The following is a 12,722-nucleotide window of genomic DNA, read 5'->3' on the forward strand; positions in this document are numbered from 1 at the left end:
TGCTGCGTATGGATTACTACCGCCCCGCACCGGGTGCAAAGGAGTTACCTTGATTACACACATCAGCCCGCTTGGCTCTATGGATTTATTGTCGCAGCTGGAAGTAGACATGCTGAAGCGTACCGCCAGCAGCGACCTGTACCGCCTGTTCCGCAACTGTTCGCTGGCCGTGTTGAACTCCGGCAGCCAAACCGACAACAGCAAACAGCTGCTGTCACGCTATGAAACCTTCGACATCAACGTGCTGCGCCGCGAACGCGGGGTGAAGCTGGAGCTGGTCAACCCGCCGGAAGAGGCGTTCGTCGACGGCCGCATCATCCGCTCGCTGCAGGCCAACCTGTTCGCCGTACTGCGCGACATCCTGTTCGTACACGGCCAAATCGCCAGCGCCGGCCGTTTCCAGCACCTTAACCTGGAAAACTCGGCCCACATCACCAACCTGGTATTCTCGATCCTGCGCAATGCACGCACGCTGCATCTGGATGAAGATCCCAATATGGTGGTGTGCTGGGGCGGCCACTCGATCAACGAGAACGAATACCTGTACGCGCGCAAGGTCGGCAGCCAACTGGGCCTGCGCGAGCTGAACATCTGCACCGGCTGCGGGCCGGGCGCGATGGAAGCGCCGATGAAAGGCGCGGCGGTCGGTCACGCGCAGCAGCGTTACCGCAACAGCCGCTTCATCGGCATGACCGAGCCGTCGATCATCGCCGCCGAGCCGCCAAACCCGCTGGTGAACGAGCTGGTGATCATGCCGGACATCGAAAAGCGCCTGGAAGCCTTCGTGCGCATCGCGTACGGCATCATCATCTTCCCGGGCGGCGTCGGCACCGCCGAAGAGCTGCTGTACCTGCTGGGTATCCTGATGAACCCGGAGAACAGCGAACAGGTGCTGCCGCTGATCCTGACCGGGCCGAAAGAGAGCGCCGATTACTTCCGCGTGCTGGACGAGTTCATCATGAACACGCTGGGCGATGCCGCGCGCCGTCACTACACCATCATCATCGACGATCCGGCGGAAGTGGCGCGGCAGATGAAGAAAGCCATGCCGCTGGTGAAGGAAAACCGCCGCAACACCGGCGACGCCTACAGCTTCAACTGGTCGATCCGCATCGCGCCGGATCTGCAGCTGCCGTTCGAGCCGACCCACGAGAACATGGCGAACCTCAACCTGTATCCGAACCAGCCGCCGGAGCAATTGGCCGCCGCGCTGCGCCGCGCGTTCTCCGGCATCGTGGCCGGCAACGTGAAGGAAAACGGCATCCACGCCATCGAGCAGTTCGGCCCGTACAAGCTGCACGGCGAGCCGCAGATGATGAAACAGATGGACAGCCTGCTGCAGGGCTTTGTCGCCCAGCACCGCATGAAGCTGCCGGGCAGCGCCTATGTGCCCTGCTACGAAATCGTCGCCTGACCCTCAATCCCGGGCGGCGTAACGGCCGCCCCGTTTTCTGACCTTGCCGCCCATGATGATACACCTACTGATTGTCGACGCCCTGAACCTCATCCGCCGCATTCACGCCGTGCAGGGTTCCCCTTGTGTCAACGCCTGCCGCCACGCGCTGCAGCAGTTGATCCAGCACAGCCGCCCGACCCACGCGGTGGCGGTCTTCGACGAGGACGATCGCCGCGACAGCTGGCGTCACCAAATTCTGCCGGACTACAAGGCCGGGCGTTCGCCGATGCCGGAAAACCTGCAGCAGGAGATGCCGCAGCTGCGCGAGGCCTTCGCCGAACTGGGCGTCGCCAGCTGGCATTCTCCCGGCAACGAGGCGGACGATCTGGCGGCCACGCTGGCGGCGAAGGTCGCCGGCGGCGGCCACCAGGTAACCATCGTCTCCACCGACAAAGGCTACTGCCAGCTTTTGGCGCCGAACGTGCAGATCCGTGATTACTTCCAGAAACGCTGGCTGGATATGCCTTTCGTGCAACAGGAATTCGGCGTGCAGCCGCAGCAGCTGCCGGACTATTGGGGGCTGGCGGGGATCGGCAGCAGCAAGATCCCTGGCGTGGCCGGTATCGGGCCGAAAACCGCCGTGCTGCTGTTGCAGCAGTCGGGCAGCCTGGACGGGCTCTATCAGCAGCTGGAACAGGTGCCGGAGAAATGGCGCGGCAAGCTGGAGCAACACCGCGAGCTGGCCTACGTCAGCAAACAAGTCGCCACGCTGCGCACCGATCTGTCGCTGGATGGCAACCTGCAGCAGCTGCGCCTGCCGATACCATAAGGGCGCTGCAAGCAGCGCCCTTCATCAGGCTTAACGCGATTAATCGCGCTCGTCGCGCCGGCCCGGCACCGCCGACCACATGCGGCGCACGTGTACGGTGATCTCTTCGCGGTCGTGATACAGCTGCTTGGCATGCACTTCGACGCTGACGCCGGCAGCGCCCAGCGCTTCGCGGATGCTCATCAGGTTCTGCGACACTTCCTCGTAGCGCTTTTTCATCGGCAGCTTGAGGTTAAAAATCGCTTCGCGGCACCAGCCTTTCACCAACCACTGGATCATCAGGCTGGTCACCTTCGCCGGCTTCTCTACCATGTCGCACACCAGCCAGTAGATCTTGCTGCTGTTCGGCTCGAACTTGAAGCCGTCGGCGCGGTGGTGCGTCACCTGGCCGGTTTCCATCAGGCTCGGCGCCATCGGGCCGTTATCCACCGAATGCACCATCATGCTGCGTTTCACCAACTGATAGGTCCAGCCGCCCGGGCAGGCCCCCAGATCGACCGCGTGCATGCCGCTGGCCAGGCGTTCGTCCCACTCGTCGGCGGGGATGAACACGTGGAACGCTTCTTCCAGTTTCAGCGTCGAGCGGCTCGGCGCATCAGCCGGGAAGCGCAGACGCGGAATGCCCATGTAGAACGGCGAGTTGTTGTTGCTGTAGGAGTAACCGACGTAGCAGCAGCCCGGCGCGATGAAGAACACGTGCACCACCGGGCGAGTGGGGTTCTCGCGCGCCATCAGCACCTTCTGCTCGCGCATCGCGGCGCGCAGCGGCACCGTCAGCTTGCGGCAGAACTTCATCAGCTCTTTGCTTTCGTTGGTGTCCGGCACTTCCACCCGCAGCTCGCCGCCGCGGTCAACCACGCCGATCAGCATGCCGACGATCGGCGATACCCGATCTTCCGGCGGCAGATCGCGCAGCAGCTCGCCCACCACGATCATCTGGCGGGCGAAAATCAGTTCGCGGAACGGAATTTCCCGCGCCAGGCGATCGGCATCGTCCGGCTGATAGCATTCGAACAGCACGTAACCGCTGTGCTCTTTTACCCGCGCAAAGCCGAAAATCTCCCGCTGGGCGGCTTTGTCGGTGATCTCCGCCGCACACTCTTTTTCAAAGCCGGGGCGGCAGTACAACGCAATCTTATTCATGGCGCTCGGCCTTTTTCCTCAGACGCAAAGCGCCAATCAACATCAATATCCAGCCGATCAGGAAGCACACGCCGCCAACCGGCGTGATGTATACCCAGACCTTCAGGTGCGACAGCGCCAGGCAATAGAGGCTGCCGCTGAACAACACGGTGCCGAACGCCAACAGCGCTCCGCTCCAGTAAAACCACAGGCTCACGCGGCGCTGCATCGCGACCGCCAGCGCCAGGATGGCCAGGGTGTGGAACCCCTGATACTCCAGCCCGGTGCGGATCCAGGCCATTTCGTTGGCGCCGAGCGTGCCGCTTAATACATGCGCGCCGAATGCGCCCAACGCGACAAACACAAAGCCGCTGATAGCGGCGAAAACCAGCATGGAACGGCTGCTCATCGTGATTTATCCCATTTAAAATCACCGGCCGCGGCAAGGCGGCGGCCGGTCTTATTGTTCGTAGCGGAAGCGGAACTTCTCTTGTTCGCTGGCGGCGCGCGCCAGGATCCACTGCCGGAAGGCGGCTATTTTACCCAGTTCTGCCTGGCTGTCATGACATACCAGATAAAAAGCGTTTTTACTGACCAGCACATCGTTGAACGGGCACACCAGGCGACCGGCTTCGATCTCGGTTTGCGCCATCACATTGTTCACCAGCGCCACGCCCTGGCCGTGCACCGCCGCCTGCACCACCATCGCGCTATGGCTGAAGATCGGCCCCTGCTGCACATTGATGTGCTGCAACCCCAGCTGGCGCGTATAGGCCAGCCAGTCGCGGCGTGAAACGTCATGCAGCAGCGTATGATAAGCCAGATCCTCTGCGGTTTTCAGCGGATGATCGCCGGTCAGCAGGCTCGGCGAACACACCGGCAGCAGATATTCCGCATACAGGCGCTCGGCGCGCAGCCCCGGCCAGTTGCCGCGGCCGTAGAAAATCGCCACGTCGACGTCGTCCGCCAGCTTGTCTTCTTCGCGATCCACCGCCTGGATGCGCACGTCGATCCCCGGATAAGCTGAGTTAAAGCCGGACAGGCGCGGCACCAGCCACTGAATGGCGAAGCTCGGCGGCAAACTGACGGTCAATGCCCCCTTGGCGCTGCGCGCCTGCAGCTTGCGCGTCGCCTCGTTGATCGAAGAGAAGATCTCCTTGATATCGAGGTAGTAACTTTGCCCCTCTTCGGTCAGCAGCAGCGAGCGGTTACGCCGGCGAAACAGCTTCAGCCCGAGGAAGTCCTCCAGCGACTTGATCTGGTGGCTCACCGCGGCCTGGGTCACGAACAGCTCTTCCGCCGCCTTGGTGAAACTCAGGTGGCGAGCGGCCGCATCGAACACGCGCAGCGCATTGAGGGGAGGTAAGCGTTTAGACATTAAATTAGCTACTTTTGTGTAACATTAATCCGAATGATTCGGCGCCGAAAATCGGGCGGCTTTGTGTGGCAAGCCATCGGTAAACGCTAACGGCGTATTGCCATTAGTTTTTTTAATCCGAGCCATTATAATTTGTCCGTTGAGGATGCGCCAGCAAATACCTATAGTGGCGGCACTTCCCGGGCCGGAACGAAAAGGGAGTGGGTGTCGAGGACGCCGATGAACTTTTGGCTTGTGGTTGTGATGTTGTGTTTGCAAATTGTCCGGCGATTCCGGACATGGTAGCTAGGCTACTGTTTTTTCACTTCCTGTACATTTACCCTGTCTGTCCATAGTGATTTTATGCAGCACCGCAAAACTTGCGGTGCTTTTTTTTGCCTGACGGTTACTGGTTGCTTTCAACCATCTCTTTCACATCGGCGCGGTTGATCTGCTGCTCGACGCCGTTGGCGTCTTTATAGCTGATCATGCCGGTATCGTTGTCCACTTTTGGCTTGCCGTCAGCGACAATGGTGCGTCCGTCATTGGTATGCATCACGTAGTTGCTGGAACAGGCGGCCAGGGTGAACGTAAGCATCAGGGCAGAGAGAACTGCGGCTGTTTTCTTCATTGAGGACTCCTTTTTAGTTTTAAATGCTGATAAATACCTTTTATGTGTATAGATGCGATTAATAAGCGCACATTTAATAGCATAACAAACTTTCCCAATTTTGCCAGGCGATAAGTCCTAATAGGCAGGATCGCTTGTCTCCGGCGGCAAAATAGGACAGGATCCCCCATCGACTCAAGCCAGTGACAATCAGGGTATGACGCCTTTTAACCCCAGCCTTTTTCGCCAACAGTTTCCCGCGCTCGCGCAGGACGGCATCTATCTGGACAGCGCCGCCACCGCGTTAAAACCGCAGGCGGTCATCGACGCCACGCAGCAATTTTATCGCGATGACGCCGCCACCGTGCACCGCAGCCAGCATCGGGCGGCGCAGGATCTGACCGCCCGCTTCGAGCAGGCGCGCGGCCAGGTGGCGCAGTTGATCAATGCGCCGTCGGCCGACGACATCGTCTGGACGCGCGGCACCACCGAAGCGATCAACCTGGTGGCGCAGAGCTATCTGCGTCCGCGTCTGCAGCCGGGCGATGAAATTCTGGTGAGCGAAGCGGAACACCACGCCAACCTGATCCCCTGGCTGATGGTGGCGGAACAAACCGGCGCGCGGGTGGTGAAACTGCCGATCGGCGCCGATCGGTTGCCGGATTTGACGCAGCTGCCCACCCTGCTCAACGACAAAACCCGCCTGTTGGCGCTGGGGCAAATGTCCAACGTCACCGGCGGCTGCCCGGATCTGGCGCCGGCGATCGCGATGGCGCATGCCGCCGGCGCACGCGTGATGATCGACGGCGCACAGGGCGTGGTTCACGGCCCGGCCGACGTACGGCTGCTCGACATCGACTTCTACGCCTTTTCCGGCCACAAGCTGTATGGCCCGACTGGCATCGGCGCGCTGTACGGCAAAGCCGAGCTGCTGGCGCAGATGGCACCCTGGCAAGGCGGCGGCAAGATGCTGACCCAGGCATCGTTCGACGGCTTTGCCCCGCAAAAGCCGCCGCATCGCTTCGAAGCCGGCACGCCAAATATCGCCGGCGTGCTGGGGTTGGCCGCGGCGCTCACCTGGCTCAGCGAGCAGGACATGGCGGCGGCGGAGCGCTACAGCCGCGAGCTGGCGGACCAGGCGGAACAGCGGTTGGCGCAGCTGCCGGGCTTTCGCAGCTTCCGCAGCTCCGGCTCCAGCCTGCTGGCGTTCGACATCGCCGGCGTGCACCACAGCGACATCGTCACCCTGCTGGCGGAGCAAGGCATTGCGCTGCGCGCCGGCCAACACTGCGCGCAGCCGCTGATGGCGGCGTTGGGCGTCATCGGCACGCTGCGCGCGTCGTTCGCCCCCTACAATACGCAACAGGACGTCGATACGCTGGTCAGCGCGTTGACTCACGCCCTCGATCTGCTGGCCGACTGACTTGATTCCCGGAGACGCTATGCTCGCCCCCCATCCTTTTGGCCGAGAGGTCACCGCCGAGGCGTTGATCGCCACCTTCAGCACGCTGAAACAGTGGGAAGATCGCTACCGCCAGCTGATTATGCTCGCGAAACGGCTGCCGCCGCTGCCGGAGGCCTTGCGCAGTGAAGAAATGGCGTTGAGCGGGTGTGAAAACCGCGTCTGGTTGGGGCACCAGTTGCTGGAAGACGGCACGCTGCACTTCTATGGCGACAGCGAAGGCCGCATCGTGCGCGGCCTGCTGGCGGTGTTGCTGACCGAAGTGGAAGGGAAAACGCCGCAGCAGATCGCCGCATTGGATCCGCTGGCGCTGTTCGACCGGTTAGCGCTGCGCGCCCAGCTGAGCGCCACCCGCGCCGGCGGCCTGGCGGCGTTGGCCGCCGCCGTCAAGGCGATCGCCGCCCGTTACGCCTGACGCGCCGCCTTCGCCACCATCTTTTTCAGCGCGTGCGACACGGCGACGAAGCCGAAAGTAGCGGTGACCATGGTCGCCGCGCCGAACCCCGCGCTGCAATCCATTCTTTTCGGCCCTTCCGCCGTGCTGCGTGAAGCGCACACCGAACCGTCCGGCTGCGGGTAAACCAACGGCTCGCTGGAGAAGACGCAGTCGATGCCCAGCTTGCCCTTGCCGTTTTTCACCACGTTGAAATCGTGCTTCAGCCGCTCGCGCAGCTTGGCGGCCAGCGGATCCTGGATGGTTTTCGCCAGATCGGCCACTTCGATCTTGGTCGGGTCAATCTGCCCGCCGGCGCCGCCGGTGGTCACCACCGGGATCTTGAAGCGGCGGCAGTATGACAGCAACGCCGCCTTCGGCCGCACGCTGTCGATCGCGTCGATGACGTAGCTGAAGTTATGGTCCAGCAGCTCGGCGACGTTGTCCGGGGTGATGAAATCGTCGATGCAGGTCACCCGGCATTCCGGGTTAATCGCCAGGATACGCTCCGCCATCACCTCGGTTTTCGATTGCCCGACGTGTTGGCGCAACGCGTGGATCTGGCGGTTGGTATTGGTGACGCAAACATCATCCATGTCGATCAGGGTGATGGCGCCGATGCCGGTGCGCGCCAGCGCCTCAGCCGCCCAGGAACCCACGCCGCCGATGCCGATCACGCAGACGTGCGCCTGCGCGAACACCGCCAGCGCCTGCTGGCCGTACAACCGCGCCGTGCCGCCGAAACGCTGCAGATAGGCTTCCGAATAAGCTGTGCTCATAACGCTTTAATTACCTTCGTAATGCAAATGATAAGGGCCGGAAAATCCGGCCCTTGCGGGTCACTCTTTTCACGCCGTATGCGTTTAGCGGGTGGCCAGCAACGAACCGCCGCCGTTTGACTGATTGGCGCTGAACAGCTGACCGCCGCCGTTGTTCTTCAGCACCCAGACGCGGCCGTAGTGGTTGTAGTACCCCGCCGAGTGGCCGGCTTCCGGCCCGATGCCCTGATACATGTCAAAATGCTGGCCCTTGATGGCGCCGCCCACGTCGAGCGCGACCATCAGACGCATCTCGTATTTTCCCGTGAATTTACCCTTGTTGTCCAGCAGCGGCACTTCGGCCAGCAGCGTGGTGCCCGCCGGGATCAGCGAACGATCGGAGGCCACCGAGGCTTTGGCGATCAGCGGCACCGCGCTGGCGCCTCTCACCGGCGCAAAAGCTTCCGGGCGGAAGAACACGAACGATGGGTTTTGCTCCAGCAGCTCACGCACCTCTGCGGCGCTGTGGGTATCCGCCCACTGACGGATCGCCTGCATCGACATGTCCGCCTTGGCCACTTCGCCGCGATCGATCAGCACCTTGCCGATGCTGCGATAGGCGTGGCCGTTCTTGCCGCCGTAGCCGAAGAACACCAGCGGCTGGCCGTTGCCGTAGTCGACATAGCCGCTGCCCTGGACTTCCATCATGAAGTTGTCCATCAGCGAGTTGGTGTAAGCGATGATATAGCGATCGTCGAGCGCGCCGGAATAGATGCCCGCGCGATCCGGCAAGCGGCCCCTGCCCTTCGGCGGCATGCGGTACAGCGGATAGCGGAACTCGCCCTGTTGGGTATAGCGCGCCTGCACCACCGGCGTGTAGTAGCCGGTAAACTGCACGTTGCCGTAATTGTCGACGCCTTCCATCTGGTAAGCGCTGAGGCCGTACTGGCTCAGCATGCGCGTGTCGGCGCCGGACGCCATCCAATTTTGTACCGCCTGATAGGTGCCGTTGTTGCGGTTGAACAGCGAAGGCGACGCGTACTTGATCTCCATAAGCTGATCCGAATAATCCTTGGCGTTGACCGGCGAACCTTTGGCGTTGGGCTGATTGACCAGCTCCAGCGACTGATCCAGACGGCCGTCTTTATATTGCTGACCCCGATCGGTCGGCTTGGACGAACAGCCCGCCAACACCGCCACCATCAACCCGCCCAGCAGGTATTTGCCCCAACGTCCTTTCATCGCGCACACTCTCAAACTGATATGATCTACCGGCTGAACGATAACAAACGCTCATTGATAAAGGAATCGCTGCAAATAAAAAAAGCCGCACGGAGGATGGTGATGAAAAAGAAGGCAAATTGCGGGCAAATTCAGCAGAAAAACGGGTTTAGGCCAATAAAATGCAAAAAGGGTTTGCAACAAAACGCATGGAGAGTATAGTGCGCATCCATCGGACGCGGGGTGGAGCAGCCTGGTAGCTCGTCGGGCTCATAACCCGAAGGTCGTCGGTTCAAATCCGGCCCCCGCAACCAACCGATGCCGCAGCGGCGGTATTTTGCGTTTGGCTTCGATAACAAAGTATTACACGGACGCGGGGTGGAGCAGCCTGGTAGCTCGTCGGGCTCATAACCCGAAGGTCGTCGGTTCAAATCCGGCCCCCGCAACCAACCGAATGTCGTACCAGCGGCATAACATGAAACGGTGGTTCGTAGTAATACAGCATCAAGACGGACGCGGGGTGGAGCAGCCTGGTAGCTCGTCGGGCTCATAACCCGAAGGTCGTCGGTTCAAATCCGGCCCCCGCAACCAACTCTTGATGACAACAGACAAGTACCCTGACGGGTGTTTTTTTGTATCTGCAATCCGCGAAACTAGCCGGACTCGCGCCCGGCCCTGCCTCTATCGGCTCGCCAGCGCGCCGCCGTTGGCGAAATAAGCCTTGATGCCCGCCAGAATCGACTCCGCCACCTGCTGCTGGAAATGGCTGGTGCGCAGCTTGCGCTCCTCTTCGATATTGCTGATAAACGCCGTCTCCACCAGGATCGACGGGATATCCGGCGCCTTTAACACCGCAAAACCGGCCTGATCGACGCGATTCTTGTGCAGCCGGTTGATTTTCCCCATCCGATTCAACACTTCCTTGCCGAACTTCAGGCTGTCGTTGATGGTCGCGGTCTGGATCAGATCGAACATGGTGTGGTCGAGATAACGGTCGCCGCTCTTGCTGACGCCGCCGATTTGGTCCGAGGCGTTCTGCGTCTGCGCCAGGAACTTGGCCGCCGAGCTGGTGGCGCCCTTGGTGGACAGCGCGAACACCGACGAACCGCGCGCGGCGCGGCTGGTGAAGGCGTCGGCGTGAATCGAAACGAACAGATCCGCGCGCTGCTTGCGCGCCTTGGCGACGCGCACCTTGAGCGGGATAAACACGTCTTCGTTGCGCGTCATGAACACTTTCATGTTCGGCTCGCGCTTGATCATGGCGCTCAGCTTGCGGGCAATCTGCAACACAATGTCTTTCTCTCGCGTCTTGTACTTGCCGATAGCGCCGGGATCTTCGCCGCCGTGGCCGGGATCCAGCATGATGACGATCGGCCGATCGCGCCCCGCCTTGCCGGCCTGCGGTGCTTCCGGCGGCAGCGTGCGCTCCAGATCGCCCTTGTTGTAATCTTCCAGTAACGCCAGCAGCGGATCATACTCCTCGCCGCCGCTGCTGCCCTTGGTCGGATAGAGATCCATCACCAGACGGTTGCGATACTCCGGCACCGGCGCCAGCGTGAAAATATGCGGGCTGACGCTCTGCTTGAGCTCCAGCACCAGCCGCACGGTATTCTGATCGAACTGGCCGACGCGCGCCTGCTTGAGATACGGATCGTCGGCGCGCACCTGCCCGGCGATGCCTTTCAGCACGCTGTTGAGGTGGACGCCTTCGATATCCACCACCACGCGATCGGGATTGGTCAGGGCAAACTGCTTGTATTTCAGCTCGACGTTGGATTCCAGCGTGACGCGGGTATAGGTGGAGGATGGCCAGACGCGCACGGCGATCACGTGCGATGACGCGGCGAAGCCCGTGCGACTCACACTCAGCAACCAGCTGGCGGCAACGCCCTGTAATAAACGACGGCGGCCCAGATTGTGATTAGAGTTTGGCATGCGGCTCCGGCAGTAATAGCTGTTTACAACAGATGAAAAAAACATCAATAAAATGGGGATGCCGAAAACTTTAACCAATCATTCCAGCCCTGTCATCAGAAAATCTTTTTATGGTTTTTCAATTTATTAACGATTTAGCGCCCTTAGCGCACTCTTCATGATGATTTCTCGCTTGCCATCGGCGCCATAAAAGAATAAAAATACAAAAATACCGTATAAATATGCAAAAGAGGTTTGTCGTGAAGGAACGTAGTACAGAGCTGGTGCAAGGATTCCGTCACTCAGTCCCCTATATCAACGCCCACCGCGGCAAAACGTTTGTCATCATGCTCGGCGGGGAAGCCATCGAACACGAGAATTTCTCCAACATCGTCAATGATATCGGGCTGCTGCATAGTCTGGGCATTCGCCTGGTGGTGGTTTACGGCGCGCGGCCGCAGATCGACGCCAACCTGGCGCAGCATAACTTTGAGCCGATCTACCACAAGCACACCCGCGTGACCGACGCCCATACGCTCGAACTGGTCAAGCAAGCTGCCGGTTTGTTGCAGCTCGACATCACCGCCCGGCTGTCGATGAGCCTCAACAATACGCCGCTGCAGGGCGCGCATATCAACGTGGTCAGCGGCAACTTCATCATCGCGCAACCGCTGGGCATCGATGACGGTATCGACTACTGTCACAGCGGCCGCATTCGCCGCATCGATGAAGACGCGATCCACCGCCAGCTCGACAGCAACGCCATCGTGCTGATCGGCCCGGTCGCGGTTTCCGTTACCGGCGAGAGCTTCAACCTGACCTCGGAAGAAGTGGCCACCCAGCTGGCAATCAAGCTGAAAGCGGAAAAAATGATCGGCTTCTGCTCCTCGCAGGGCGTGACCGACGCGGAGGGTAACATCCTTTCCGAGCTGTTCCCCAACGACGCGCAAAAGCGCCTTGAAGAGCTCGAGGAAGGCGGCGATTACCATTCCGGCACCGTGCGCTTCCTGCGTGGCGCGGTGAAAGGCTGCCGCAGCGGCGTGCGCCGCAGCCACCTGATCAGCTATCAAGAGGATGGCGCGCTGGTGCAGGAGCTGTTCTCGCGCGACGGCATCGGCACCCAAATCGTGATGGAGAGCGCCGAACAGGTGCGCCGGGCGACGATCAACGACATCGGCGGCATCCTGGAACTGATTCGGCCACTCGAGCAGCAGGGTATTCTGGTGCGCCGTTCGCGTGAACAGCTGGAGATGGAGATCGACAAGTTCACCATTATCGAACGCGACAACCTGACCATCGCCTGCGCGGCGCTGTACCCGTTCTTGGAGGAAAAAATCGGTGAGATGGCCTGTGTCGCGGTACATCCCGATTACCGCAGCTCTTCGCGCGGCGAGATGCTGCTGCAGCGGGTGGAAAACCAGGCGCGGCAGATGGGGCTGAAGAAGCTGTTCGTGCTGACCACCCGCAGCATCCACTGGTTCCAGGAGCGTGGCTTTACCCCGGCGGAGGTCGACGTGCTGCCGATGCAGAAACAGGCGTTGTACAACTACCAGCGCCGCTCCAAAATTCTGCTGGCGGATCTGTAATCCCTGCGGGCGCGGCCGTTGCCGCGCCCCTCAG

The 12,722-nt window shown here is 60.8% G+C and carries 12 protein-coding genes and 3 tRNA genes; 8 read left to right on the top strand and 7 right to left on the bottom strand.

The features are described from left to right. Positions 1 to 49: 49 nt before the first annotated feature. Together ppnN and xni are read left to right on the top strand one after the other, a co-directional pair. Positions 50 to 1,414: a nucleotide 5'-monophosphate nucleosidase PpnN gene (gene ppnN / locus REA38_RS16415; protein WP_308886248.1), complete on the top strand. Its 1,365-nt coding sequence runs from the start codon at positions 50 to 52 to the stop codon at positions 1,412 to 1,414. Positions 1,415 to 1,466: 52 nt separating this feature from the next. Further along, on the top strand, positions 1,467 to 2,225 hold the full coding sequence (gene xni / locus REA38_RS16420; RefSeq protein WP_197846804.1) for a flap endonuclease Xni: 759 nt from the start codon (positions 1,467 to 1,469) through the stop codon (positions 2,223 to 2,225). Between the two features lie 39 nt (positions 2,226 to 2,264). Here xni and rlmM read toward each other — a convergent pair whose 3' ends face one another. The 4 genes from rlmM to REA38_RS16440 form a co-directional block, all read right to left on the bottom strand. Next, the gene (gene rlmM / locus REA38_RS16425; RefSeq protein WP_033635748.1) at positions 2,265 to 3,368 is read right to left on the bottom strand and encodes a 23S rRNA (cytidine(2498)-2'-O)-methyltransferase RlmM; all 1,104 of its coding nucleotides are present in this window, start codon (positions 3,366 to 3,368) and stop codon (positions 2,265 to 2,267) included. After that, positions 3,361 to 3,756, bottom strand: coding sequence for a DUF423 domain-containing protein (locus tag REA38_RS16430; protein WP_004931896.1), 396 nt, complete (start codon positions 3,754 to 3,756; stop codon positions 3,361 to 3,363). The genes rlmM and REA38_RS16430 overlap by 8 nt, the downstream gene beginning before the upstream one ends. A 51-nt stretch (positions 3,757 to 3,807) precedes the next feature. Next, a complete protein-coding gene (locus tag REA38_RS16435; RefSeq protein WP_025304049.1) occupies positions 3,808 to 4,725 on the bottom strand; it encodes a transcriptional regulator GcvA in 918 nt (305 codons plus the stop codon). Between the two features lie 385 nt (positions 4,726 to 5,110). Further along, the gene (locus tag REA38_RS16440; protein ID WP_025304050.1) at positions 5,111 to 5,335 is read right to left on the bottom strand and encodes a YgdI/YgdR family lipoprotein; all 225 of its coding nucleotides are present in this window, start codon (positions 5,333 to 5,335) and stop codon (positions 5,111 to 5,113) included. Positions 5,336 to 5,531: 196 nt separating this feature from the next. On the opposite strand from REA38_RS16440, the gene csdA reads away from it, so the two are divergent. Both csdA and csdE read left to right on the top strand, forming a co-directional pair. Continuing rightward, positions 5,532 to 6,737 carry a cysteine desulfurase CsdA gene (csdA, locus tag REA38_RS16445; protein WP_308886249.1) on the top strand — a complete coding sequence of 402 codons (1,206 nt, stop codon included), beginning with the start codon at positions 5,532 to 5,534 and terminating at the stop codon, positions 6,735 to 6,737. A 19-nt stretch (positions 6,738 to 6,756) separates the two neighbouring features. Continuing rightward, on the top strand, positions 6,757 to 7,191 hold the full coding sequence (gene csdE / locus REA38_RS16450) for a cysteine desulfurase sulfur acceptor subunit CsdE (protein ID WP_033649797.1): 435 nt from the start codon (positions 6,757 to 6,759) through the stop codon (positions 7,189 to 7,191). Here the strand turns inward: csdE and tcdA are convergent. Together tcdA and mltA are read right to left on the bottom strand one after the other, a co-directional pair. Next, a complete protein-coding gene (gene tcdA, locus REA38_RS16455; RefSeq protein WP_004931886.1) occupies positions 7,182 to 7,988 on the bottom strand; it encodes a tRNA cyclic N6-threonylcarbamoyladenosine(37) synthase TcdA in 807 nt (268 codons plus the stop codon). The genes csdE and tcdA overlap by 10 nt on opposite strands. An 84-nt stretch (positions 7,989 to 8,072) precedes the next feature. Continuing rightward, on the bottom strand, positions 8,073 to 9,209 hold the full coding sequence (gene mltA, locus REA38_RS16460) for a murein transglycosylase A (RefSeq protein ID WP_033635751.1): 1,137 nt from the start codon (positions 9,207 to 9,209) through the stop codon (positions 8,073 to 8,075). A 216-nt stretch (positions 9,210 to 9,425) separates the two neighbouring features. Here mltA and REA38_RS16465 point away from each other — a divergent pair. From REA38_RS16465 to REA38_RS16475, 3 genes are all read left to right on the top strand, one after another. Beyond that, positions 9,426 to 9,502: transfer RNA gene (locus REA38_RS16465), tRNA-Met, on the top strand. A 58-nt stretch (positions 9,503 to 9,560) separates the two neighbouring features. Beyond that, positions 9,561 to 9,637 (top strand) — tRNA-Met (locus REA38_RS16470). A 65-nt stretch (positions 9,638 to 9,702) separates the two neighbouring features. Continuing rightward, positions 9,703 to 9,779 (top strand) — tRNA-Met (locus REA38_RS16475). A gap of 90 nt (positions 9,780 to 9,869) precedes the next feature. On the opposite strand, the gene amiC is transcribed toward REA38_RS16475, so the two are convergent. Then, on the bottom strand, positions 9,870 to 11,123 hold the full coding sequence (gene amiC / locus REA38_RS16480; protein WP_033635752.1) for an N-acetylmuramoyl-L-alanine amidase AmiC: 1,254 nt from the start codon (positions 11,121 to 11,123) through the stop codon (positions 9,870 to 9,872). 221 nt (positions 11,124 to 11,344) lie between these two features. On the opposite strand from amiC, the gene argA reads away from it, so the two are divergent. Then, entirely contained in the window at positions 11,345 to 12,688 is a 1,344-nt protein-coding gene (gene argA, locus REA38_RS16485; RefSeq protein WP_049232224.1) for an amino-acid N-acetyltransferase, read from the top strand. Positions 12,689 to 12,722 lie beyond the last annotated feature (34 nt).

The sequence above is a fragment of the Serratia sp. MF1(2023) genome, from assembly GCF_030954545.1.
In the GTDB taxonomy this organism is placed as follows: Bacteria; Pseudomonadota; Gammaproteobacteria; order Enterobacterales; family Enterobacteriaceae; genus Serratia; species Serratia sarumanii.